This is a genomic window from Shewanella sp. 38A_GOM-205m (genome assembly GCF_000518445.1).
In the GTDB taxonomy this organism is placed as follows: domain Bacteria; phylum Pseudomonadota; class Gammaproteobacteria; order Enterobacterales; family Shewanellaceae; genus Shewanella; species Shewanella algae.
In genome coordinates, this window is record NZ_JADP01000002.1 from 255,527 (window position 1) to 279,285 (window position 23,759).

Consider the following 23,759-nt stretch of genomic DNA (forward strand, 5'->3'; position numbering starts at 1 on the left):
GGACATAATAAACCTACTGATATTACTCTAAAACAAAAGACTAAAACCAAAGACCAAAACCAAAGAAGCAGCCAGACCCCCTGCCTGAAACTAGGGGCAGGCAGGGGCATCAGGCTGCGAAACGCTAAACCTTATTGCGCCGCGGCGGCCTCGGCCTTATTGACCAAATCACCGGCAAAGTTCATCACATGGAAGATGTGGTTCTGCTCAACCGTACCCTGGACCAGGCTGGCACCCGGGCCGCGAGCGAAGATGGCCACATCTTCACCGGCATGGGTTTCACTTTCCAGCGGCACCAATGCCTCCTGATGGAACCCCACACTCTGGGTGTCTATGTAATTCAGGTCCACCCGACCAGGCTCGGCGGCATAGTTGTAACGCTCATCGCCACCAGTCGCCAGCGAGCCAAAGCCCAGGCCATTGGCATAACCAACCGTGGTATAAGGCATGCCGTTGGCATCGGTAGAGTTGGTGACCGACGGCTGACCGTTGGCATCGTTACTCTTCACCAGGCCCAGGATAGGATTACCTCGGGTCGGATAACCGGCGATAGTGAACACATGGCTGTGGTCGGCGGTAACCATCAGCAAGGTGTCATTGGCCGAAGTCTTCTCCATGGCGACACGTACCGCCTCAGACAAGGCTATGGTGTCGTGCAGGGCACGGGCCGCATTACCGGCATGGTGAGCGTGGTCGATACGACCGGCTTCAACTATCAGGACAAAGCCTTTGTCGTTCTTTTTCAGAATATCGATACTCTTGGCCGTCATCTCTGCCAGGGAAGGCTCACCGGTAACACCGGCCTCGATTCTGTCGTAGTCATATTCCATATGAGAGGAGTTAAACAGCCCCAGCGCATGCTCTGTGGTGCCGGTATCCATCGCCAGGAAGCTGTCACGGTCGGTAACGTAACTGGCGTTGGGGTACTGAGACAACCACTCGGCGGTCAGATCGCGACCATCGTTACGCTTACCCGCTTTGCCTTCAGGATCGATAGTGGTGTTGGGAATAAACGCGCGGCGACCACCGCCCATAACCACATTGATCCCTTTGCCGTTATTGAAGTCCAGCATCTGGGCGGCAATGTCTTTACAGCCGTTGCTGACGGCTTCGGCCGGCAAGTTGCTGTCCGCTTCCCAGTCGCGATCCGGCACATGGGCATAAGTGGCCGCTGGGGTAGCGTGAGTGATACGTGCCGTTGAAACCACACCGGTAGCCATACCCGCCATGGCGGCCAGCTCCAGCGAAGTCACCAGGTTTTGACCGCTGGCGGAGGAACAGACACCGCGCTCGACACCTTCAGCCTGTGAGATCACGCCGACGTCCGTCTTCACCCCGGTGACCATGGCCGTCATGGTGCCGGCCGAATCCGGGGTTTGACCATCAACGTTATATGTCTTGGCCAGGCCAAGATAAGGCAGAGTCTCAAAGGAGAGTGAGTTTTCCTCTCCGGTTTGCCCCTTGAGTTGACCATCGAGGATCCGCGCCGCCGTCACAGTTGAAACGCCCATGCCATCGCCGACAAACAAGATGATGTTTTTCGCCGCCCCCGCCTGGGTGTTATTGCTCATATTGGACGCCTTGGTGACGTGGTTTTGACCATCGACATACCATTGATTAACGGCGGTCCAGTCTTTTCCGTCACTGCCGTTGCTTCCATCCGTGCCCGGGGTACCTGCGGTGCCATCCTTGCCGTTGTCACCGTCACTTCCACAGGCCGCCAAACCGAGAATCGCGGCCAAAGACAGTACCAGTAATTTCTTATTCATTTCCTTGCTCCCAATTAATACTTAGTACCGCCAAGCTCTTGGGCTTGATTGATAATGTGGAAAATCACGTTCTGTTCCATTACACCCTGCACCAGATTGGCGCCGGGGCCTGTGGCGTGCAGACTGATGTCTTCACCGGCGTGGGTTTCACTTCCCATAGGAATAAGAGCTTGTTGCATAAAATCTTTGTCTTGAGTGTCCACTGAGGTTAGGTCGTCACGGTTCCCCACAACTGCGCCCGGGCCATTGGTGTAACCCAAGGTGGTGTATGGCTTACCATCGAGGGCAGTAGAAAGGTTTCCACCCACGCCGTGTACCAGACCCAGAATAGGGTTACCCCGCTTCGGATAACCTGCGATGGTGAACACATGGCTGTGGTCGGCGGTGACCAGAATGAGCGTCTCTTCCGGGTTGGTGTTTTCGACCGCCGCCTTAACGGCGTTGGAGAGTTCCACCGCATCGACCAGGGCGCGCTTGGCGTTACCGGCATGGTGACCATGGTCGATACGACCCGACTCGACAATCAGCAGATAGCCCTTGTCGTTCTTCTGCAAAATCTCGAGAGATTTTGCAGTCATCTCAGTCAATGAAGGTTCGCCGCCCAGATCATCGGCGCGGTCCGCTTCATATTCCATGTGGGAGGAGTTGAACAAGCCCAGCAGGTGATCTGTGGTGCCGGCATCTATGGCATCAAACTCTGCGCTGTTCCATACATAGGCGGCGTTGTCCAGGTTGTCGACCCAAGCCTTGGTCAAGTCCAGGCCATCCTTACGCTGCCCTTTCTTGTTCTCGCCATCAGTCACTGTTTCAGGGATAAAGGCGCGGCGACCGCCGCCCAAGGCGACTGACAGGGCATTGTCTTTATCGCGCATCACCATCTGGTAGGCGATATCTTTACACTCATTGGCTACCGCCTCGGCAGGCAGGTTGGCGTCAGATTCCCAGTCACGCTCCGGGCTATGGGCATAGGTTGCTGCCGGAGTGGCATGGGTGATACGTGCAGTGCTCACCACACCGGTAGATAAGCCTTTGGCATTGGCCAGATCCACCAGAGTCACCAGCTCATTACCTTTGGATGACAGGCAGTTGCCACGAAGGCTCTGTTCGGATACCGAAATCACCCCCGCTTTGGACTTTACCCCGGTCGCAATGGCCGTCATGGTGCCTGCACTGTCCGGTGTTTGCTGGTTGGTGTTATAGGTCTTGATCAATGCGGTATGGTCAAACTTCTCAAAACTCAAGAAGTTCTCTTCACCACCCTGGTTACCGGCCAGCTGCTGCCCTTGGTAGATACGCGCAGCAGTCAAGGTGGAGATCCCCATACCGTCACCGACAAACAAAATGACGTTTTTGGCTTTTGCTTTTGTTTCTAATGTAGCCTTGTCTGACACCCGCTGGGCGCTTTCCTTATACCAATGGCTGTCAGTTTGAACACTGGGTAACACGGCGCTGTTGGCCGCCATGGTTACCAGGCTGCAAGAGATCAACGCAGCTAATCTATTTTTCATCACTTTCATCATCCGTATTGGGTTGAAGTAAATTGTTCGCTATTAAAAATAAAGCGGCCTGATTGTCAGGGATCCAGATGACAGATTTGATTAATCAAGATTGCAGTTATGTGAAGCTCTGCGTTTAAACGACACAAATCAAAGGAAAAGCTGGCTTTTTGGCCAAGAAACCTGAATGGGGATTGGATGGGGAGAAAGCTGCTGTTTGTTCCGGTTATAGAAAAACCATAGTGACATGGATAACCAGGACTCTAAACTAAGGAAAGAACGAATAAGAAAAAAGGAGCCTGTGGGCTCCTTGGATGATTAGATTTCTTACCGCTATCAAGAGGTTTGCTTGGCCTGCTCTTTCTGACGCTGTTTCTGCTCACGGCGCTTATGGATCACTTTTTTGACATCGGCGCCTATATGGGCCTCACCGCGGCGCTTGGCCAGTTGCATCTGCCGCTCACGCTCGATAAAGCGCCGGCGCTGCTTTTCATCCAGCTTATCTATGCAATGGGGACAGCTGACACCCTGCTCATAGGCCGGGCTCTGCATATCGGCCTCGGTTATCGGCATCCGGCAGGCATTACATTGATCGTACTGGCCTTTTTGCAACTGGTGATCCACTGAAACCCGGTTGTCGAAGACAAAGCATTCTCCCTGCCACAGACTCTGCTCTTCGGGCACTTCTTCCAGGTATTTGAGGATCCCGCCTTCAAGGTGATACACCTCATCAAAGCCTTGTTGCTTAAGGTAGGCGGTGGACTTTTCACAGCGGATCCCGCCGGTGCAAAACATGGCTACCTTCTTGTGCTTGGCCGGATCCAGCTGCTGCTTCACATATTCCGGGAACTCGCGGAAAGTCTCGGTCTCGGGATTGACGGCATTCTTGAAGGTACCAATTTGCACTTCATAGTCGTTGCGGGTATCAACCAGCAGCACATCGGGATCGGAGATCAGCGCATTCCAGTCTTTGGGTTTGACATAAGTGCCGACCACTTCTCTGGGATCTATGCCTTCCACCCCCATGGTGACTATCTCTTTCTTGAGTTTGACCTTGGTGCGGTAAAACGGCATCTCATCATCAAATGAGCGCTTGGAGACGATATTATCCAGGCCATTCTGGGCATCCAACCAGGCCATCAGGGTATTGATGCCGCTTTCCGAGCCGGCCACTGTGCCATTAATGCCTTCTGCAGCCAGCAGCAAGGTGCCGCGAATGCCATTGTCTTCCATGGTCTCGAGCAACGGCTGACGCAAAGCCTCATAATCCGGCAGGGAAACAAACTTATATAAAGCGCATACAACTATTTTGGACATCATTACCTCAACTTCTGCTGGCTGGAACCTAATTTCCAGTGCATAACAGCCTCACCTTCTGGAACCTTCCTTAGGTGATCGGCCTCCCAAAATGGGGGCGCCATTCTACCCCAATCACAGTAGCGAAAATAGACAGCAAAAGTAGGGTTATTAGGCGATTTCTGAAGCAAGTAGCCGTATCGTAACGACTTAATCCTATACACGTCTTTGGGCATGGCGACCTTGCCTGTCACCCGAGTCATTCCTACAATGGCTGTTTTATTGAAATGCCAAGGGACTCTTGTGACTCAAGTAAGCAGTCAAACTATGCTGTACAGCTTTCGCCGCTGCCCCTATGCCATGCGCGCCAGACTGGGCTTGATTGCCGCCGACCAGTCTGTTGTGGTGCGGGAAATTCTGCTGAAAAATAAGCCGCAGGAGATGCTGGCCCTATCGCCCAAGGGCACAGTGCCTGTGATGCAACTCGCCGGTGGAAGGGTGCTTGACGAGAGTCTGGATATCCTCTTCTGGGCATTGGCGCAAGCCGATCCCCACTCATTGCTGCCGCAAAACCCTGAGGAAGAAAACCTCATCTCAGCCCTGATTGCAACCAATGACAGGGCATTCAAGCCTTTGCTGGACAGATACAAATACTTTGACCGTTACCCTGAATTCAGCCAGCAAAGCTATTTCGAACAAGCGCTCGAGTACTTGCTGCCACTGGAGCAGAGACTGGCTGAGGCTCAAGGGCAGCAAGAGCAAGCCATGTTGCTCGGGCGTATGAGCGCGGCGGACCTCGCCATCTTCCCTTTTGTGCGCCAATTTGCCCATGTGGATAGAGCCAGGTTCAATGCAGCCCCCCTGCCCTGTCTGACTCAATGGCTGCAGGCCTGGCTCGAGCACCCCTGGTTTATCCGCGCCATGAAACCCAAGCCACTGTGGCTGGAAAGCGGCGAGCAACAGCCGCTTTAGCGCCTGCCGAGCAATCTTGGCAGGCGTTTGCGTGCTATCGAGAGCCCGCCAGGTTTTACAGGTGTGACGGTCTGGGGGCGCTGGTATCATCGCCGGCCAAACGCCGCACTTCGGGGGCCTGGCCCTCAGCGACCGCTTGTTTGTAGTTTTGATGCATACGCACCGCCAAGGCCAAATCAGGCCTGATGATCAAACCATCCTCCGCCACATCTATGCCACTGGCTTCACACCAGCTGAGCAGTTGACGTTTACGGCCCGCCAGTACCAGGCTGACACCGCGGCGCTTCAACAGGTGCGCCAAATCGGCAATCATGGCCATCACACTGATATCCAGATGACTGAAACAGGCCACCGCATCGACTATCACACAGTCCACCGGCTCGGGCTGCTCTTTTAACCTGGCCAGCAACTGGCGTTTGAAATAACCTGCGTTGAAATAGGTCAAGGGTGAGTTGAAACGGTAGATCATGATCCCAGGGATCGCCGTAGCCTTGTCACTGCGGTCGATACTGCGCAGCACCCCTTTGCGATCGACACCGAGCAGCTGCTCCGAGGGTTTCATCACTACCCGGATAAATTGGAACAAACCCAGCAGCACTGCTAAGGTGATCCCCGGGATCACCCCGATAAAGAGCACGGCCAACAGGGTGATCAGTGCCAGGGTAAAGGCGCCGTTGTCGCGCTTTCTCAGCTTCCAGATCCCCTTGATATCAATCAAAGAGAGCGATGCGATAACCAGCACCACCCCGAGCGCCGCCGAAGGGATATATTGCAGCGGCGCAGTCAGGAACAGGGCCACCAGGGCTATCAGCAGCGCCGCTATCACAGAAACCAGCTGCGACTTGCCGCCATTGGCATCATTGACCGCGGTGCGCGAATCGGCGCCACTGATGGCAAAACCCTGAGACAGCGCCGAGGCGATATTGGCTACCCCAAGCGCGCGAAACTCTTTATCAGGATCTATATCGTAGCCGTTTTTGGCGGCAAAGCTGCGCGCCGTCAGCATCATGGAAACAAAGCTCACCATGGCAAGGTTCAGCGCCGGCATCACCAGTTCACGGCTGAGCCCCAAATCAAATACCGGTGCCTGAAACTCCGGCAGCCCCCCTTCAATAGTGCCGACCACCGCCAGTTGATACTGCTGCAAATCAAACAGCCATACCAATAATCCTGCCACCGCAATCGCTACCATGGAGGCAGGCAGTTGCGGCCGCAGACGCTTGACCAGCAGGAACACCAGCAAGGTGGCCAGACTCATGCCCAATGTTGGCCAGTGAGTGCGCGACAGATACTCGGCGCCGCCTGCCAGGCGCTCCAGCAAATAGCGGGAGTCGAAGCTAAAGCCAAAAATCTTCGAGAACTGGCCGACGATAATGGTTATCGCCACCCCGTTGAGCAGCCCCATCAAAATCGGCCGCGAGAGAAACTCGGCAAGCACCCCGAGCCGAAAGCGACTGGCCAGCAGGCACCAAATGCCCGTCATCAGGGTCATGGTCATCACCAACTGCCAGTGCACCTTGGCATCTCCGGCGGCCAGTGGCGTCACCACAGCGGCTATCACGGCACAGGTCGCGGCATCCGGACCCACTATCAGTTGCCTCGATGTACCAAACAAGGCATAAATCAACATAGGTAAAATACAGGAGTATAGCCCGGCAACGGCGCTTACCCCGGTAAGCTGGGCATAAGCGATGGCCACAGGCAAGGCCACTGCGGTTACCGACAAGGCGGCACGCAGATCATCCCGCAACCATTCTTTTTGGTAATGCAGCAATCCTGCCAGCCCGGGAAGTGATTGAGTCAGCAACTCCCTGGTGTTCCATTGTGGAAAATTAACTCTCATATTCAGCACTCAACTCCATCAATTTAAGCGCATACTGTCCTGAGTGGATAATGTAGTGAGCTTATGCCAGGAAGTCATCCAGGGTGAAATAAAATATTCTCACTATTCACATTTCCGCTTTTGTTTGTCAGTAATGTAAAGAAACGACTCTGGGGGATTGGCTAATTGGGCGCCGCGATTTAACATAAACCCCAAGCCCTTTTTCGTGGCACGAATCACACTCCTGACCAAGCATCCAATGCTTTTTGGCCAATATAATGAGGTTAAATTGGATACCCAACCCCAGATAACCAGGCGCACGCCCCAAGGGCTGCATCTGGCCTTGCTTATTCCCATGCTGTCGGCCATCGTGGCGATAACGCCTTTGGCTATCGACATGTATCTGCCGGCCATGGCTACCATAGCCGAAAGTTTCCATTCCGATATCACTACAGTGCAGCAGTCTCTGAGCCTGTATCTGGCCGGGTATTCTCTGGGTATGCTTACCTTTGGGCCTTTGGCCGATCGCTTCGGCCGTCGTCCTTTGGTGATCATTGGCCTATCGGGATTTATGTTGGTCAGCCTGGGATTGGCGCTGTCGCAAACGATAGAAATGTTTTTAAGCCTCAGATTTGTCCAGGCCTTTATCGGCGCCGCCGCTACCGTGGTGATCCCCGGCTATATCAAGGAGGTCTATGGTGACAATACGGCCAAGGGCATGTCCTATGTCAGCCTAATAATGATGCTGGCGCCACTGCTGGCTCCATCCATAGGCAGCTTAATTCTGGAGCTGGGTGAATGGCATTTGATTTTCTTTATTCTCGCCTTCTATGCCCTGCTGCTGCTCATGCTGGTATTGCTGAAACTACGTTTGCCTTCGGATATGCAAGGCGCCGAGCGCAGCCGCAAGTCATTCTTTGGCGCCTATGCCACCGTCTTTACCCGGCCAGGCGTTAAGCTGCATATCGGCAGCGGCGTGCTGACTTCATTCGCCTTCTTCTGCTATCTGACAGCCTCGCCGTTTGTCTATATGTCGGTATTTAACTTGGATAAGTCACTGTTTGCCATACTATTCAGTACCAACGTAGGCGCCTTGATGCTGGCCAATATTATCAACTCACGCATTGTTGGTCGCTATGGCTCAAGACGCATGTTGGTTGCCGCCACTATGCTCGGCAGTATTGCCGCTACCGGGCTGTTACTGGTGAACCTGCTCGACTTGAGTTACCACTTTACCGTGGCCATGCTGATCCCCCTGATGGGATGCCTGGGGATAATGTCGGTTAACGCCGATGCCATAGTACTGATGAAGTTTCAGCAGGAAACAGGCACAGCCACCGCGGTTATTGGCACCCTGAGGTTTGGCTTTGGTGCTCTGGCAGGACCGCTGCTGGCGCTGTTTTACACGGGTACTGCCGTGCCCTTTGCCGCGTTGATGCTGGCCTCTGTGCTACTGGTGGGTCTGTGCCAGTTCGCTGTCAGTCGCCGCCCTGTGCCAGAATGCCGCAGTACCGACTCCTAAAATAAAGCTGGCGGTAAAGCACGCTCAAGCGTTTGAAACCGCTTGAGCGAAAAGCGCCGTTTGTCGATTTCCGCAACCCAAAGAACCACAATTTTCAAAGACTGGGTTCATACACAAGGAATTAGCGGCACTTTAGACCAAAGTCTAAAAAGATCCTCAATTAGGTATAAAACATAATAAATTCAATACTTAATAAATAGCACTTTAGCAAAACCCTACCGCAATCAGGGCCGCTTTTCGGCGGCAAAAATGAAATTTATTCATGCTCATAAAAAAGCCGCTCCCTGGGGCTTGAAAACTTCTCTCTTTCCAATATGATGAAATTCTGTCCATTGGTGACAGAGACCCCTTCCCTACAGGGAAGTGAGCCCCAAGGCCGGGTCGACAACTGGCCGGAACTACCCTTCCGGCCCGAATTAGAGCGATAACCGTCGCTGTAAAAGTTACTGTTTACCGTAACGGTATCTTATCAAGGAGTACCAAATGGAGATGCTTTCAGGCGCCAGCATGATAGTGCGTTCGTTAATTGACGAAGGCGTAAAACATATATTCGGCTACCCGGGTGGCTCAGTTCTCGACATCTACGATGCCCTGCATCAAAAATCCGATATCGAACATATTCTTGTCCGCCATGAACAGGCGGCCGTGCACATGGCCGATGGTTACGCCAGAGCCACGGGCAAGGTCGGCGTGGTGTTGGTGACATCCGGCCCGGGAGCGACCAATGCCATTACCGGCATCGCCACCGCCTACATGGATTCAGTCCCTCTGGTGGTGCTTTCGGGCCAGGTGCCCAGTAACCTGATCGGCAATGATGCCTTTCAGGAATGCGACATGATAGGGATCTCCCGCCCTGTGGTAAAACACAGCTTTTTGGTGACAGATCCCACCGAAATTCCCACCATTATCAAGAAAGCCTTCTATATCGCGGCCAGCGGCCGCCCAGGCCCTGTGGTAGTGGATCTGCCCAAAGACAGCCTCAACCCGGCGATACTGCACGAGTATCAATACCCGGAAGAGATTAAGATGCGCTCCTACAACCCGACGCTTTCGGGTCACAAGGGCCAGATCCGCCGGGGTTTGCAGGCCTTGATGGCCGCCAAGAAACCTGTGCTGTATGTGGGCGGCGGCGCCATTATCTCCGGCTGCCACCAGCAGCTGTTGACACTGGCCGAACGACTGAAACTGCCTGTGGTCAATACGCTTATGGGGCTGGGCGCCTTTCCAGGCTCTCATCACAACAACCTGGGCATGCTGGGGATGCACGGCCTGTACGAAGCCAATATGGCCATGCACCATTCAGATTTAATCTTCGGCATTGGGGTGAGGTTCGATGACAGAACCACCAATAATGTCGCCAAATATTGCCCGGATGCCACCATACTGCACATAGATATCGACCCTTCATCCATCTCCAAGACCATCAAGGTGGATATTCCGATTGTGGGCTCGGCCGATAAGGTACTGAACGAGATGCTGCAATTGCTGGATGAAGACAAGGTAACGCCTCAGGATGACGAGGCGCTGCAACACTGGTGGCAGCAAATTGCTTCCTGGCGCAGCCGCAACTGCCTCGAGTATCAGCGCAATGCCGAACGGATCAAGCCTCAGCAAGTGATAGAAACCCTCTATCGTCTGACAAACGGTGATGCCTATGTGGCCTCGGATGTTGGCCAGCACCAGATGTTTGCCGCCCTCTATTATCCCTTTGACAAACCGCGGCGCTGGATCAACTCAGGAGGCCTTGGCACCATGGGATTCGGCTTGCCGGCCGCCATGGGTGTCAAGATGGCGATGCCGGATGAAACCGTTGTGTGCGTCACCGGCGACGGTTCGATTCAGATGAATATTCAAGAGCTTTCCACCGCACTGCAATACGATGTGCCGGTGAAAATCATCAACCTCAACAACCGTTTCCTCGGGATGGTGAAACAGTGGCAGGACATGATCTACTCGGGCCGCCACTCCCACTCCTATATGGACTCAGTCCCTGATTTTGCCAAAATCGCCGAAGCCTACGGCCATGTGGGGATCAATATCGACCATGTGGATGAGCTGGAGAGTAAACTGGCGCAAGCCCTGGCCATGAAAGACAGGCTGGTGTTTGTGGATATCAGTGTCGATGAAACCGAGCACGTCTACCCGATGCAAATTCGTGGTGGCGCTATGAATGAAATGTGGCTGAGCAAGACGGAGAAAAGCTGATGAGACGTCGAATCATATCTGTATTGATGGAAAACCAGCCCGGCGCCCTGTCAAGAGTTGTCGGTCTATTCTCCCAACGCGGCTACAACATTGAAACTCTTACGGTTGCACCCACCGATGACCCCACCCTGTCGAGACTGACGGTCACTGTCGCCGCCGATGAGAGTATTCTAGAGCAGATAGAGAAGCAGCTGCACAAGCTTATCGATGTGCTCAAGGTATCCAACATCACAGAGTCCACCCATGTGGAGCGGGAACTTGCCTTGGTCAAGGTCAAGGCAAGCGGCGCATTGCGGGAAGAAGTGAAACGCACCGCCGATATCTTCCGCGGCCAAATCGTTGATGTGACAGCCAATCTCTACACAGTACAGATGGCGGGTACCAGCGATAAACTGGATGCCTTTATTGCCGCGCTGACCGAGGTCACCAAGGTGGTGGAAGTGTCTCGCTCCGGAGTCGTGGGGCTTGCCAGAGGCGACAAGGCGATGCGCGCCTGAGTCCCCCGTCAAAGTCCACGCATGAAAAAACCAGGCTTGAACCTGGTTTTTTACTGTCTGTGAAAACTTATGTTATTGCAGAGGTTTGCTTATCCGGATAACCACCCGGCGGTTGCGGGCCCGCTCGTCACTGGAGTCGTTTGAAGCCACATGGCGGCGCTCGCCGTGCCCTTCGGTGTGGATCCTGTCACCCGGGATACCCCGCGCCACGAAGAACTCTTTGACTGAACCGGCGCGCTGCTGAGACACCTTCTGGTTGATACTACGACCACCATAGCTGTCGGTATAGGCGTCTATCAGCACCAGTTCCACTTCGGGATCATAGGCCAGATACTCCTGCACCCGCGCCAACTGCGCCTTGGAATAACGGGTCAACTCGGTACCGCCCATCTCATAGGTAAGCACGGTAAAGGCGATATCATCGAAACTGTAAGGCAGTAGATTGGCCAGGCACTGCTTGAACTCGCGGTATTTCTGGGCAAAGTTGGCCGCAGAAAGGCCGACCGCCACCTTGTTGCTTTGGTTGTACCAATCGCTGTAGTAGAAAGTGGGTTCCATACCGCGATCCAGCTCTGCCAGCATGGACCAGGCGGCCTTTTTCGGCACTTCACCATTGAAGTATTTCTGGTAGCTCAACTCGGTAATCGCCTTGGATGTCACCCCGGGACGCCAGGCCGGCGCCTTGCTCATCAAGCGGGCATGGGTCACGGCATCAGGCTTTTGCCACATATCCAGAGTAAACTGCAGATTCAGCTCTTTACCCGCATGACTGGAAAACACCGCCTTGCCGTAGGCGGGAATGTCGTGCTCCAGGCTGCAACCTATGGGGGTATTTTGCGCCACGCGCCAATGAGAGTCGTCAAGTGACGCCACATAGTGCCTGAGATCCGCCATCGCCGACAGCGGCAGACAAAGAGTCGACAGCAGGAACAGTTTACGCCACATAGAAATCTCTCTTTTCGCATACCATGTTGTCTCTATCGGCAAAGAAATTCATTCCTTTAGCCTATAAAAACAACAATCGAACATGACACCCTGTTGATGTTTTAGCATAATAGCCGCTTCGTTATTTTCCAGGGGAAATGCATGACTCAGCCAAGCCTAGCCAACCAACTCAAGCACAGATTCAGGGGCTATTTCCCTGTGGTGATCGACGTGGAGACCGCTGGCTTCAATGCGCAGACCGACGCGCTGCTGGAGATTGCCGTCACCCTGCTGAAGATGGATACCGATGGCAATCTGGGAATAGACAGAACCCTGCACTTCCATATCGAGCCTTTTGAAGGCGCCAATCTCGAGCCGGAGGCACTGGCATTCAACGGCATAGATCCCAACAACCCTCTCAGGGGCGCCGTCAGCGAGAAAGAAGCTTTTCTGGAAATATTCAAGGCGGTGAAGAAAGCGCAGAAGGCGGCCGATTGCCACAGATCTATCATAGTGGCTCACAATGCCGCCTTCGATCACGGCTTTGTCAGTAAGGCAATTGAGCGCAATGATATCAAGCGCTCGCCGTTTCATCCCTTTGCCACCTTCGATACCGCCACTCTGGCCGGATTGGCCATAGGCCACACAGTGCTGGCCAAGGCCTGCGCCTTGGCCGGGATCCCCTTCGACAACAAAGAAGCCCATTCGGCGCTTTATGATACAGAGCGCACCGCCGAGCTGTTCTGCTACATAGTGAACCGCTGGAAAGCCCTTGGCGGCTGGCCTTTGCCTGCCGCTGCCGAAACCGAAGCCCCACAGGATGTGGTCTAAACCCGCTCAAATATACGCTCAAACATAGTAAGTCGGCTCAGACATATAGCCGACTCAAACTAAAGAGTGTCCCGCCCTCACGCCAAATCCTTTGAGCATCTGGCGTGAGGGCGCATCAAAACCCAGCGACCAAAGACCAGCGTTCAGAAACCCGTTCAGAAGCCAGTGACCGGAAACCAAAGATAGCCAGGCTCAAAACTAAGGTCTTGAGCCTCATGTTTAAAGCCCGGTGCAATTATCGAGTTTCAGGGCTTTAATCAAGTCGAATACTTCATGGATTTCTTTAAACACTTGCTCTATGTCTGCGCTGAGATCCAGCGGTTTGAGTAGATCCAGTTGCGGCTCAAAATAGCTGTGCTGACAGGCTATTTTGACAAACAATCGCCCCTGTTTAAAACAGGCTTCCAGCTCGCCTTGATAAAATCCTGATAGTGACAACAAACGTTCCATAGTCGCTGTATTGAGCACATATCTGGCTTCGAGCTGATCGTCACTGTAGACCTCAAATCTACGCTCAAAGTCCGGGTCTTCCAGCTTTACCCTCGAGAGCTTGTTTCTAAACTGCGCCAAGCCATTGGCCATAAAACCTTTATCGCGGCGCACTTGGATGGTCGCGGAAAATGTCTTCGGCAGGTCAAACTCTATCACTATGCCATCGAACAGCGTCTTATATTGGGGACCATTATCGTTCTTGCCTGTGCGTTCGAGTAACGTCAGTTCCCTAAGCAGAAAAGACACATTAAGATATTTGCCTCTGACCGAGTTTTGAAAATAACCTTTGTCATAGTCGGGAAAGAGACCATAGTCTTTATAGCTTTCCAGTTCAGGCAATCCCGAGGGGTTGAACGCAAAGCTTTTACCGAAATACCCCAGCAATAGAGGATAGATCTCCTCGACTATCTGGGTACGCAGTTCACTTATCTCACTGCCAGCCCAGATGTTGGCCAACACCACCACCGCCAGAGATAGCACGGCGCCGCCAAAGCCGATAAAAAACACCCCTTCTTTAAAATTCAACATCAAGGCGCCGTAGAAACCCATAGCAAAAAACAGCAAAAATGCCGGAATGCCGATAAAGGTGAGAGGCGCAACTATCTTTCTACGCTCTTTATACCTGGCAGCAGCGGCCTCTCGAACCGACTCATAACGCCGACACTTGGGTGCAATCTTTTGCGCATAATATTGGTCGAAGGCCTGCTTGTCTTGCTCCGGAATAGCAAACTCCATTGAATTCATCCTGTTTTCCTTGCTATTTTTCCGGTTCAATTAGCAACTATCTAGAACCTTTCGTCAAGCTCTTAGCTCTGGAATGGGCAATAAAGGTTTAGATAGGTGTAAAAAAAGCTGCCCGAGGGCAGCTTTATAAAGCCATACATGCAATTACAGCTCTTCAGCGTTCTCAGACAGGTAGGCAGCAACACCGTCTGGGCTGTCTTTCATGCCTTTCTTGCCTTTTTCCCAACCTGCAGGACAAACTTCACCGTGCTCTTCGTGGAATTGCAGCGCGTCAATCATACGCAGCATTTCATCGACGTTACGGCCAAGAGGCAGATCGTTAACGACCTGGTGACGCACCATGCCTTCTTTGTCGATCAGGAAAGAACCACGGAAAGCCACACCGGCTTCAGGGTGCTCAACATCGTAAGCCTTACAGATATCGTGGCGAACGTCGGCTACCAGAGTGTATTGAACCTGGCCGATACCGCCTTTTTCCACTGGGGTGTTACGCCATGCATTGTGAGTAAACTGAGAATCGATAGAAACACCGATCACTTCAACGCCACGCTTCTTGAACTCTTCCATGCGGTGATCGAAGGCGATCAGCTCAGATGGGCACACGAAGGTGAAATCCAGTGGGTAGAAGAACACTACCGCAGGCTTGCCTTTGATTGCTGCAGTCAGGTTGAAGCTGTCAACAATTTCACCAGAACCCAGAACAGCTGCTGCAGTAAAGTCCGGAGCCGGACGGCCTACTAATACGCTCATTTTATACCTCCATCTATGGATTGAGCAGTGAATAAAACAGAATCCGTTTTAACTACAAGCCATTATAAGAGGTGCCATGCACCTGACAACCTATTTAGGATCAATATCACGCTTTTGCTGCATTTTAAGGCTTGTCTGGGTAAGAAATCGGCAAGTGTGCGGCCACCGCAATTACCTGGCTCACAAAGCGACTCAATAACCTTAGGATCCAGTTCACAAAGAGAGATTTTTTCCCGCAAACACTGATTGCAGCTGGACATCCAAGCCACCCCAGTCAAAAATAGCCCCTTTGTTTAGCGAATAAGACTTTACTATGAACGCAGTTGTGATTGCCGTCTGTCTGATGCTCGCTCTCAGCCTGGCCCGGGTCAATGTGGTGATCGCCTTGACGATCAGCGCCCTGGTCGCCGGCTTGATGGGAGGACTGGACATCCACCAGACCATAGAGGCATTCAATACCGGCCTGGGCGGTGGAGCCCAAATAGCCCTGAGTTATGCCCTGCTCGGCGCCTTTGCCGTGGCCCTGTCCCACTCAGGGTTGACCACTTTGATCTCCACTACTGTGATCAAGGCCCTTGGCAAGGATCCCGATAGTCAAAACCTCAAGTGGGTTCGCAGCCTGTTGCTGCTGTCCCTGCTGGCCATGGCTATCAGCTCACAAAACATTCTGCCGATCCATATCGCCTTTATCCCCATTCTGGTGCCGCCACTCTTGCATCTGATGTCCAAACTCAAGCTGGACAGGCGTTTGGTCGCCTGTGTTATCACCTTCGGCCTGGTCACCACTTATATGGTGTTGCCTGTGGGCTTTGGCGGCATATTTCTAAACGACATACTGCTGGCAAACCTGCAGTCCAACGGCTTAGAGGCCCAGTCAGGGGATATTCCCCAAGCCATGCTTATTCCGGCCGCCGGCATGCTGGCCGGACTGTTGACGGCCGTGTTTATCAGCTATCGCAAGCCAAGAGAGTATCGGGAAGAGCAGATCCTCGCCGCCGAGCCGGAAACCGGACTCAGCAAGCGCAACATCATCATTGCTGTGCTGGCCATTCTGGCGACTCTGCTGGTGCAGCTGCAGACAGATTCGATGATCTTCGGCGCGCTGGTTGGCTTTATGATCTTCTCATTCAGCGGCGCGCTCAAACATGTGGCCGATGAAGATATCTTTAACCAAGGCGTGCGCATGATGGCCAACATAGGCTTTATCATGATAGCCGCCGCCGGTTTCGCCGCCGTGGTCAAACAAACCGGTGAAGTGCTGACTCTGGTGAGTGCCATAGGTGAGTTGATTGGTGACAACAAGGGCCTGGGCGCGCTGTTGATGCTGGTGGTGGGTCTGTTGATCACCATGGGTATTGGCTCATCCTTCTCGACTATCCCTATTATTGCCACCATCTATGTGCCGCTGGCGCTGAACTTTGGTTTCTCTGTGCCTGCGGTTATCGCCCTGGTCGGCACCGCCGCGGCGCTTGGGGATGCCGGCTCACCGGCATCGGACTCGACGCTCGGCCCCACCGCCGGCCTCAATGCCGATGGTCAGCACGACCATATCCGCGACAGCGTGATCCCAACCTTTATTCACTACAATATCCCGCTGCTGATCTTCGGCTGGATTGCCGCCATGGTACTCTAAGCACTGCCTTGGGGAATGATGGCCCTGAATACAAAAAGCCAGTCTGTATCAGACTGGCTTTTTTGCTTTAGCGGCCTGCTTTACAAGCCGGGGCCGAGCTTATCAGCGCTGTTTTAGGCCTGAGTTTCTTCTATCAGGCGGTTACCTGAGCCTATCTCAATTTTGCGCGGTTTCATGGCTTCAGGGATCTCGCGCACCAAATCTATATTGAGCAGGCCGTGTTCCAGATGGGCGCCTTCGACGGTCACATAATCGGCCAACTGGAAGGTACGTTCAAAGCCGCGCTCGGCAATGCCCTGATACAGGTATTTACGCTCCGGAGCCTGTTCGCCCTTGGTGCCTTTCACCAACAGCTTTTCGCCCTCGCTGGTGATCTCCAGCTCATCCATGGCAAAGCCTGCAACCGCCATGGTGATCCGGTAACGGTTCTCACCCAAGAGTTCGATATTGTATGGAGGGTAACCGGCATTGCCATTATTGGCGGCGGCATGTTCGGCCAAACGGGCCAAACGATCAAAACCGATAGCGCTGCGGTAAAGGGGAGTCAAATCATAGTTACGCATAGTCATATCCTCATAAATTAAGCAATATGTAGTGTCGGGCCGAATCATCGCACCCTAGGTTCAAACGGCCGCCCAATGGCACGGCCTTTAATTTATCGGTCAAGGCGCTTCCCCTGCCGACACTCAATAGATAGGGTCGGGCAATGGTATTTCAAGTCCCGGTAGAATTAATTGGTTAAAATTTACACAAAACCACATAACCACCCTGCTCTTTTGCCACAAAAAAGCAGCCCCGAAGGGCTGCCTGTAAAGTGACTTAAAATGCTATTTACTGAGGCACTTCACAACCCAGTGGGCTGTTGGAGTTTTCATAAACGATATTGCCTACCGGCTCGTAATCAACGGCCTTGATGCTTTGCTTCTCTTTCAGGAAGCTGTAGAAGACTTCGGCATCAACATAGCCGGTTTGTACAGGATCCAGCTTGGGATAGCCGTCACCGCCCGCGGCGTTGAAGCTGGGTACAGTGAAGGTGTAGCTGTCTGTTGCACTGTAATCCTTGCCGTTGACTTCGCTGATAGCGACCGACTTGGCCTGACAGTCAACTGTCATTTTCACACCTGTGATCTGGGCATAAGCCCCTGAACCGCGCTGCATGGTCGCCACTACACCCAGATAATCGCTGAGCTCGGCACCTGTCATAGTGCTCAGGGTGATCATGTTACCGAAAGGCTGCACTGTCAGTACATCACGGTAGCTGATATCACCGGCGGCGATAGAGTCACGTACACCCCCCGAGTTCATCACGCCAATATCGGCATTAACCTTGGTGGCCTGCGCCATGGCGAGCAAACGGCCCAGGTTGGTCTGCTGACCACGAACCACGGCGCGATCGCCTTCCAGTTTTCCATCGGTAGTGGCGATGATTTCGCCCAGTTTTTCACTACCCTTGTCCTGATATTGCTGCAGCACAGCCTTCACTGTGGTATCGGCAGGGATAGGCTCACCGGCCAGTTCCTCTGTCTTCTTGCCTTCGGCATCCAGTTTCCTCAGGTTGACCGGGATCAGCTTGTAGCTGGCCAGGTGCAGTTTGCCGCCATAATATTCAAAATCGGCGCGGCCAACATATTTACCCCATTCATGGGCCTGCATGATCCAGGTGCCGTTTTGCTGATCAGGGCGACAATCATCACCTGGGTTGAAATCGGCATAGCTCTGGGTACCGGGTTCCATACAAACCGGGTTCTGTGAGTGGCCACCTATGATAACCTGCAGCTGTCCCTCTTCCAGGGCGCGAGCCATGGCCACGTCACCCGGGGCGTTGCTGCCGTTCTGGCCATCGGCATAGTGACCCATGTGAGTGGTCGCCACTATGATGTCGGCGGCTTTGTTATCATTGATCTCTTTGATGACCTTTTTGATCTCTTCTTTGGGATCAGTAAACTCAAGCTCGCCGATAAACTCAGGGTTACCTATCTTGGCGGTATCTTCTGTGGTCAAACCTATGACAGCCACTTTAAGACCTTTAACATCGAAAACCTTGTAAGGCTCGAAGTAACGGGTGCCATCTTTTTTGTAGATGTTGGCAGCCAGCATAGGAAACTCGGCGAGCTCACGCTGCATATCCAACACGCTCAGTGGGTTATCAAACTCGTGGTTACCCACGGCCATGGCGTCATAGCCAATCAGGTTCATGCCGATAAAGTCAGGCTCGGCGTTTTGCAGATCCGACTCAGGCACACCTGTGTTGATATCACCACCGGAGAGCAACAGAGTCTGGCCGCCGTTGCTTTCCACTTCGTTGCGTAAGCGCTCAACCAGCGTCTTACGGGCTGCCATACCATACTCACCGTCACTGTTTTCCCAGAAGCGGCCATGGTTGTCATTGGTGTGTAAAATGGTGAACTTGGTGCAGTTATCGGCGCCGCAGACTTCCGGTGCCGGATCCTTGTCATCACTGTTACAACCGGCGAGAGCAGCCAGAATGGTTGTCGCCAAAAGTCCTTTCATCAGTTTATTAGACATAATTAAATCAACCCCATGTTTTTATTTATTTTTACCATCATCATTAATAAGCGGTGAAGCGAACTTCCCGCGCCCGACATACTAGCAAGATTAAGTCGAACATGTGTCATTTTTATTAATAAAAGTGAGCTAAATGTGTGATTTTAAGGCGGGAAATAATACAGTTTGTTTACGCTACCAAATAACCCCCTAAACGAGGGGGATATCAAAGCGGGATATGCTGCGGGACCAGGATTTAAGAACTCTAACCAACCATAGTTATCTTGCTGTTATTTAAGATAATAACTAAAGCTTGCCATGAGACATGGCCATTGTTTGGCAAAACAAACAGCCCGGGTGATAATTTTCTTGCCCCAGGCTGCTTAGTTTTCAGGCGCTCAACCCTTAACTTAGGGAAGGTGCGAACAAGTCCCATGCGTGCTCTGCGTCGGCTTACGGGCCTGAATGCAAGGCGTGGTTCGCAGCAAATGGCCTGAGTCCTTTGCAAGAAGCACAACACAGCAGACAGGTCTGTAAGCCACGCCCTTTGGGGCTTGCACAGCAACCGGCTCTCTGCGTTATCCGACTTTGACAGGCCCCGGCATGCCTTCAGTCAGATGCCTTGAACGCCAATTGCTGTGCAAGCCAGAGTGCCACGAGGACTTATTCGTACCTTCCTTAGCTCAAACGCGCCTGCAGCCACTGACTAATGAGATTAAGCTCCTGCGGTACCACGCCGTGCGCCATTGGGAAAGTGTGCCATTCAAGCCGATATCCCCGCTGCTCGAGCGCCTCTTTAGCCATAAGCCCGGCACTGAGGGCAACCACATCATCCTGCTCGCCGTGGCATTGCAAAATAGGTGTATCACGGTTGGCGCTGCTCAAGTCTTCCGGCAGTTGCTCACCCCCTGGCAAATAACAGGACAGCGCCATAATGCCAGCCAAGGCTTCGGGATAGCGCAGTGCGGTAAAGAGGCTCATCACCCCACCTTGGCTGAAACCGGCAAGCACAATACGGTTGGCGGCAATGCCCTGAGCGACTTGCTGCTCTATGAGTTGTCGAACCAAACGCTCGGATTGCAACACCCCTGGCATATCGGCTCTGTCATGGAGATTGAGGCTCTTGATGTCATACCAGGCGCGCATCACATAGCCACCATTGACAGTAACAGCCTGCTCAGGCGCATGTGGAAACACAAAGCGTATCGAGTGATCGGCAGGCAGTCCCAATGCCGGCACCACAGGGGCAAAGCCGTCACCCGAGTCACCCAAACCATGCAACCAGATAACACAGGCCGTGGCCGGCTCCCGGGGTTCAACAACAACGGCATCCAGGGTGGCTGACGACATAACAACATCCTTCTTGATAGGCAAAAAATGTGACCGACATCATATCAGGCTGAAGATTCCTTGCCAGTACCATTCTAAAAATTCGAATAAAAACACATGTATTTCGCGCTTTACCCATAAATAACCACCACCTAGACTGAGATGCGAGCCATGAAAGCAAAGCCGTTAAAGGAGCGACAGATGGGATTATTGCAGCAGGGCAAATGGGTTGATCAGTGGTATCAGACAGACAAAAGCGGCGGCAAGTTCGTCCGTGAAGATGCAAAGCTGCGAAACTGGATCACCCCGGACGGCAGTCCGGGCCCCAGTGGCCAAGGCGGATTCAAGGCCGAGCCGGGCCGCTATCATCTCTATGTTTCACTCGCTTGCCCCTGGGCCCACAGAACCTTGATATTTCGCGCCTTGAAGGGATTGGAAGCGCTGATCCCTGTCACTGTGGTCGAGCCCCACATGTTGGAAAACGGCTGGGAATTTGCCACAGAGGCGGCGGGCCCAAAGGGCGGCCACCATATCCAGGGCGCCGAGCAAGACCCTTTGTTTGGCAAAGCATTCCTCTACCAAATTTACCAGCTCGCCGCGGCCGATTACAGCGGTCGGGTGACAGTACCTGTGCTGTGGGACAAACATCATCAGACCATAGTCAGCAATGAATCGTCGGAAATCATCCGTATGTTCAACTCCGCCTTCGATCATCTGACCGGCAATAACCTGGACTTTTACCCGCCCCATCTGAGAGAGGAGATAGATACGCTCAACGAGTTCATCTATCCCAATATCAATAACGGGGTTTACCGGGCCGGTTTTGCCACCTCACAACAAGCCTATGAAGAGGCCTTTGAGCAGCTGTTCAGTGCCCTTGACAGATTGGAGTTGCAATTGAGTGAACGCCGCTTTCTCACAGGTTCACAAGTCACTGAGGCAGACTGGCGCTTGTTTACCACTTTAATCCGTTTCGATGCCGTCTATGTGGGCCACTTCAAGACCAATAAACGCCGCATTGAAGACTACCCGGCGCTGAGCCAATACCTGCGCGATCTGTATCAGTACCCCGGCATTGCTGCCACGGTCAACTTTGAACATATCAAACAGCACTATTACTACAGCCATGGGCAGCTAAATCCCAGTCGCGTCGTACCCAAGGGCCCCGAGTTAGACTATCAGCGCAGCCATCAACGCCACAGACTGGAATAGTAAATCACTCGGGCGTCAGGCCGTAAAAGTCTGCCAGTTGCTCGAGCTGTTCATCTGAGTCGAGCCGCAGCTGCCAACGCACGGCGCCGGCATCGGCCAGCAGAATGCAAGGGCCTTTGAGCAAACGGATATCGTCGCTCAGCGCCATCAACACTGTCTGCATGGCCGGCAAGCGTACCTGCAGCTCATTGGGACTCAGCAGCAATCGCCCCTGCTCGCAGTCAATTTTCATCCCCTCTCCTCTCAATGGTTTTTCAATCAAAAACGCCCGCAGAAGCGGGCGTTTTCAGTTAAAGCCAAACTCAGTGGTGATGGCCACCGACGCCATGGGCATGACCATGGGCTATCTCTTCATGGGTGGCTTCACGGGCTGAGACCACTTCGATATCAAAGGTCAGCTCGCGACCGGCCAATGGGTGATTGATGTCCACTGTGGCCATAAACTTGCCCACCTTGAGCACAGTCACCTGACGCTGGCCTTGATCTGTATTGACTATCGCGCGCATGCCTGGCTTCCATACTTTAGCACCCATCAGGTGTTTTACCGATACGCGCTGCTCGGCGCCTTCAACCCGCTCACCGTAAGTTTCAGAGGCAGGCAAGGTCACACTGAACTTGGCACCTATCTCTTTGCCTTCGATGGCTTTCTCGACTCCAGGCATCATGTTGTCATGGCCATGCAGATAGGCGATGGGATCGTGCCCCTCGTTGGTTTCCAGCACTTCACCCTTTTCATCGCGCAGCGTGTAATTGAACTGCACCACCATATCTTCTTTAACGCTCATTCTGAGTCCTCAGTATTCATGATTCCGGCGCAGCTTAACAAAACTGTCGCCTGCACTCCACTGCTTTGGATTAGCGCCCGGCACCCGGCACTATCGCCAGATGCTCGAGTCGCTCCAGCACCTGGTGATTTTTAAGTGCCAACTGACAAACACCACCATCGATTTGATGCTTGGCGGAGCAATCCACACTCCAACTGCGCAGCAGATATCCGGCCAAGGCCGCGTTGCTGGCCACCTTGAGTTCACCATCCTCCATACGATAGTCGAGCATAATCGCCTCCGGATGCTTCAGGCTCGGATGGGGTACCAACACCAGTTCCACCGGCGTCAACCAGTTGCTGTCGGCCGCCGGTTGCTCCTTGGGCAAGGGAGAGCCCTCAAGTTCTCTGGCCTGCTTGATACGGGTCACCACAAAGTCGTTGAACTTGCCATGCTGTCTGTCAAATGCCCGTACATGCCAGCGCTGGCCGTTGTTGACCAGGGCATGGGGCACAATTTCACGGAGGGTTTCACCGCTTGAGGTTGAAACATATTGCAGTGCCAGCGCCTGCCCTTGCTGAATCGAGCGCATCAGCGCCGCGATAATCTCGGTATCCGGATGAATAAGCCGCACCGCATCAAAACAGACCTGGCTGGGAACCAGGGGCTGTGACAAACCATCACCAAAGCCACGGGCCAAACCCGAGAGAATGGCTTCGGGATCGTGATGAAACAAGGGCTTGAATTCATGCTGGCGCTGATAATGACGACTTGGGTGCATCAGCTTGAGGTTCTGCGGCGCCAATTCGCGATAGAGGCTGAAGTCGCGGGTGGCGGCCGCCAATCCGGTGGCAAACTTGGCAATCAGATCCTGACGACTGACCTGGCCAAAATACTGCAGACTGAAATCGATAAAGGCCAGACGCTGACGCTGGCCGTGACTCAACTTATCTATGTTGCTCATCTCGCTGCTCATATCATTCCCTGAGTTCAAAT

At 53.2% G+C, this 23,759-nt stretch carries 20 protein-coding genes; 7 read left to right on the top strand and 13 right to left on the bottom strand.

The window, feature by feature from the left end; genetic code table 11:
* Positions 1 to 131: 131 nt before the first annotated feature.
* The 3 genes from N512_RS0102875 to trhO form a co-directional block, all read right to left on the bottom strand.
* A complete protein-coding gene (locus N512_RS0102875; RefSeq protein ID WP_028779338.1) occupies positions 132 to 1,769 on the bottom strand; it encodes an alkaline phosphatase in 1,638 nt (545 codons plus the stop codon).
* A gap of 14 nt (positions 1,770 to 1,783) precedes the next feature.
* Complete coding sequence (locus tag N512_RS0102880) at positions 1,784 to 3,286, bottom strand: alkaline phosphatase (RefSeq protein WP_028779339.1); 1,503 nt, start codon at positions 3,284 to 3,286, stop codon at positions 1,784 to 1,786.
* Between the two features lie 315 nt (positions 3,287 to 3,601).
* A complete protein-coding gene (gene trhO / locus N512_RS0102885; protein ID WP_028779340.1) occupies positions 3,602 to 4,582 on the bottom strand; it encodes an oxygen-dependent tRNA uridine(34) hydroxylase TrhO in 981 nt (326 codons plus the stop codon).
* A gap of 306 nt (positions 4,583 to 4,888) precedes the next feature.
* On the opposite strand from trhO, the gene N512_RS22095 reads away from it, so the two are divergent.
* Entirely contained in the window at positions 4,889 to 5,533 is a 645-nt protein-coding gene (locus tag N512_RS22095) for a glutathione S-transferase (protein ID WP_037473963.1), read from the top strand.
* Positions 5,534 to 5,588: 55 nt separating this feature from the next.
* Here N512_RS22095 and N512_RS22100 read toward each other — a convergent pair whose 3' ends face one another.
* Complete coding sequence (locus tag N512_RS22100) at positions 5,589 to 7,376, bottom strand: SulP family inorganic anion transporter (protein ID WP_044734343.1); 1,788 nt, start codon at positions 7,374 to 7,376, stop codon at positions 5,589 to 5,591.
* A 268-nt stretch (positions 7,377 to 7,644) separates the two neighbouring features.
* Between N512_RS22100 and N512_RS22105 the strand changes: the two genes are divergently transcribed.
* From N512_RS22105 to ilvN, 3 genes are all read left to right on the top strand, one after another.
* Positions 7,645 to 8,877 carry a multidrug effflux MFS transporter gene (locus N512_RS22105; protein ID WP_051472630.1) on the top strand — a complete coding sequence of 411 codons (1,233 nt, stop codon included), beginning with the start codon at positions 7,645 to 7,647 and terminating at the stop codon, positions 8,875 to 8,877.
* Positions 8,878 to 9,360: 483 nt separating this feature from the next.
* Positions 9,361 to 11,082 (top strand): acetolactate synthase 3 large subunit, encoded by a 1,722-nt coding sequence (locus tag N512_RS0102910; RefSeq protein ID WP_028779342.1) that lies wholly within the window; start codon positions 9,361 to 9,363, stop codon positions 11,080 to 11,082.
* On the top strand, positions 11,082 to 11,579 hold the full coding sequence (ilvN, locus tag N512_RS0102915; RefSeq protein WP_037473968.1) for an acetolactate synthase small subunit: 498 nt from the start codon (positions 11,082 to 11,084) through the stop codon (positions 11,577 to 11,579). The genes N512_RS0102910 and ilvN overlap by 1 nt, the downstream gene beginning before the upstream one ends.
* 72 nt (positions 11,580 to 11,651) lie before the next feature.
* Here ilvN and N512_RS0102920 read toward each other — a convergent pair whose 3' ends face one another.
* Entirely contained in the window at positions 11,652 to 12,524 is an 873-nt protein-coding gene (locus N512_RS0102920; protein WP_025009508.1) for a flagellar protein MotY, read from the bottom strand.
* A 141-nt stretch (positions 12,525 to 12,665) separates the two neighbouring features.
* Here N512_RS0102920 and rnt point away from each other — a divergent pair, with 141 nt between their 5' ends.
* Positions 12,666 to 13,334: a ribonuclease T gene (gene rnt / locus N512_RS0102925; protein ID WP_028779344.1), complete on the top strand. Its 669-nt coding sequence runs from the start codon at positions 12,666 to 12,668 to the stop codon at positions 13,332 to 13,334.
* Positions 13,335 to 13,553: 219 nt separating this feature from the next.
* Here the strand turns inward: rnt and N512_RS0102930 are convergent, their stop codons facing one another.
* Both N512_RS0102930 and N512_RS0102935 read right to left on the bottom strand, forming a co-directional pair.
* Positions 13,554 to 14,570 carry a DUF3137 domain-containing protein gene (locus tag N512_RS0102930; protein WP_028779345.1) on the bottom strand — a complete coding sequence of 339 codons (1,017 nt, stop codon included), beginning with the start codon at positions 14,568 to 14,570 and terminating at the stop codon, positions 13,554 to 13,556.
* A gap of 144 nt (positions 14,571 to 14,714) precedes the next feature.
* A complete protein-coding gene (locus N512_RS0102935; protein ID WP_025009505.1) occupies positions 14,715 to 15,320 on the bottom strand; it encodes a peroxiredoxin in 606 nt (201 codons plus the stop codon).
* Between the two features lie 313 nt (positions 15,321 to 15,633).
* Here N512_RS0102935 and N512_RS0102940 point away from each other — a divergent pair, with 313 nt between their 5' ends.
* Complete coding sequence (locus N512_RS0102940; RefSeq protein WP_028779346.1) at positions 15,634 to 16,953, top strand: Na+/H+ antiporter family protein; 1,320 nt, start codon at positions 15,634 to 15,636, stop codon at positions 16,951 to 16,953.
* A 113-nt stretch (positions 16,954 to 17,066) separates the two neighbouring features.
* Here N512_RS0102940 and N512_RS0102945 read toward each other — a convergent pair whose 3' ends face one another.
* The 3 genes from N512_RS0102945 to N512_RS0102955 form a co-directional block, all read right to left on the bottom strand.
* Positions 17,067 to 17,516, bottom strand: coding sequence for an Hsp20 family protein (locus N512_RS0102945; protein WP_028779347.1), 450 nt, complete (start codon positions 17,514 to 17,516; stop codon positions 17,067 to 17,069).
* A 268-nt stretch (positions 17,517 to 17,784) separates the two neighbouring features.
* Complete coding sequence (gene ushA, locus N512_RS0102950) at positions 17,785 to 19,479, bottom strand: bifunctional UDP-sugar hydrolase/5'-nucleotidase UshA (RefSeq protein WP_028779348.1); 1,695 nt, start codon at positions 19,477 to 19,479, stop codon at positions 17,785 to 17,787.
* A 657-nt stretch (positions 19,480 to 20,136) separates the two neighbouring features.
* Positions 20,137 to 20,808 carry an alpha/beta hydrolase gene (locus N512_RS0102955; protein ID WP_028779349.1) on the bottom strand — a complete coding sequence of 224 codons (672 nt, stop codon included), beginning with the start codon at positions 20,806 to 20,808 and terminating at the stop codon, positions 20,137 to 20,139.
* A 180-nt stretch (positions 20,809 to 20,988) separates the two neighbouring features.
* Between N512_RS0102955 and N512_RS0102960 the strand changes: the two genes are divergently transcribed.
* Positions 20,989 to 21,999: a glutathione S-transferase family protein gene (locus N512_RS0102960; RefSeq protein WP_028779350.1), complete on the top strand. Its 1,011-nt coding sequence runs from the start codon at positions 20,989 to 20,991 to the stop codon at positions 21,997 to 21,999.
* 4 nt (positions 22,000 to 22,003) lie between these two features.
* On the opposite strand, the gene N512_RS0102965 is transcribed toward N512_RS0102960, so the two are convergent.
* The 3 genes from N512_RS0102965 to N512_RS0102975 form a co-directional block, all read right to left on the bottom strand.
* On the bottom strand, positions 22,004 to 22,231 hold the full coding sequence (locus N512_RS0102965) for a DUF3389 family protein (RefSeq protein WP_025009501.1): 228 nt from the start codon (positions 22,229 to 22,231) through the stop codon (positions 22,004 to 22,006).
* A gap of 70 nt (positions 22,232 to 22,301) precedes the next feature.
* Positions 22,302 to 22,784: an FKBP-type peptidyl-prolyl cis-trans isomerase gene (locus tag N512_RS0102970; RefSeq protein ID WP_028779351.1), complete on the bottom strand. Its 483-nt coding sequence runs from the start codon at positions 22,782 to 22,784 to the stop codon at positions 22,302 to 22,304.
* A gap of 70 nt (positions 22,785 to 22,854) precedes the next feature.
* Entirely contained in the window at positions 22,855 to 23,739 is an 885-nt protein-coding gene (locus N512_RS0102975) for a WYL domain-containing protein (RefSeq protein WP_223828942.1), read from the bottom strand.
* Between the last annotated feature and the right edge of the window lie 20 nt (positions 23,740 to 23,759).

Excerpts from the sequence above, each read along its gene's own strand:
- N512_RS0102880 (WP_028779339.1), bottom strand. The coding sequence starts at position 3,286 with ATGAAAGTGATGAAAAATAGATTAGCTGCGTTGATCTCTTGCAGCCTG.
- trhO (WP_028779340.1), bottom strand. The coding sequence starts at position 4,582 with ATGTCCAAAATAGTTGTATGCGCTTTATATAAGTTTGTTTCCCTGCCG.
- N512_RS0102920 (WP_025009508.1), bottom strand. The coding sequence starts at position 12,524 with ATGTGGCGTAAACTGTTCCTGCTGTCGACTCTTTGTCTGCCGCTGTCG.
- N512_RS0102930 (WP_028779345.1), bottom strand. The coding sequence starts at position 14,570 with ATGAATTCAATGGAGTTTGCTATTCCGGAGCAAGACAAGCAGGCCTTC.
- N512_RS0102940 (WP_028779346.1), top strand. The coding sequence starts at position 15,634 with ATGAACGCAGTTGTGATTGCCGTCTGTCTGATGCTCGCTCTCAGCCTG.
- N512_RS0102955 (WP_028779349.1), bottom strand. The coding sequence starts at position 20,808 with ATGTCGTCAGCCACCCTGGATGCCGTTGTTGTTGAACCCCGGGAGCCG.
- N512_RS22095 (WP_037473963.1), top strand. The coding sequence starts at position 4,889 with ATGCTGTACAGCTTTCGCCGCTGCCCCTATGCCATGCGCGCCAGACTG.
- ilvN (WP_037473968.1), top strand. The coding sequence starts at position 11,082 with ATGAGACGTCGAATCATATCTGTATTGATGGAAAACCAGCCCGGCGCC.
- N512_RS0102945 (WP_028779347.1), bottom strand. The coding sequence starts at position 17,516 with ATGCGTAACTATGATTTGACTCCCCTTTACCGCAGCGCTATCGGTTTT.
- ushA (WP_028779348.1), bottom strand. The coding sequence starts at position 19,479 with ATGTCTAATAAACTGATGAAAGGACTTTTGGCGACAACCATTCTGGCT.
- N512_RS0102965 (WP_025009501.1), bottom strand. The coding sequence starts at position 22,231 with ATGAAAATTGACTGCGAGCAGGGGCGATTGCTGCTGAGTCCCAATGAG.
- N512_RS0102875 (WP_028779338.1), bottom strand. The coding sequence starts at position 1,769 with ATGAATAAGAAATTACTGGTACTGTCTTTGGCCGCGATTCTCGGTTTG.
- rnt (WP_028779344.1), top strand. The coding sequence starts at position 12,666 with ATGACTCAGCCAAGCCTAGCCAACCAACTCAAGCACAGATTCAGGGGC.
- N512_RS0102910 (WP_028779342.1), top strand. The coding sequence starts at position 9,361 with ATGGAGATGCTTTCAGGCGCCAGCATGATAGTGCGTTCGTTAATTGAC.
- N512_RS0102960 (WP_028779350.1), top strand. The coding sequence starts at position 20,989 with ATGGGATTATTGCAGCAGGGCAAATGGGTTGATCAGTGGTATCAGACA.
- N512_RS0102970 (WP_028779351.1), bottom strand. The coding sequence starts at position 22,784 with ATGAGCGTTAAAGAAGATATGGTGGTGCAGTTCAATTACACGCTGCGC.
- N512_RS0102975 (WP_223828942.1), bottom strand. The coding sequence starts at position 23,739 with ATGAGCAGCGAGATGAGCAACATAGATAAGTTGAGTCACGGCCAGCGT.
- N512_RS0102935 (WP_025009505.1), bottom strand. The coding sequence starts at position 15,320 with ATGAGCGTATTAGTAGGCCGTCCGGCTCCGGACTTTACTGCAGCAGCT.
- N512_RS22100 (WP_044734343.1), bottom strand. The coding sequence starts at position 7,376 with ATGAGAGTTAATTTTCCACAATGGAACACCAGGGAGTTGCTGACTCAA.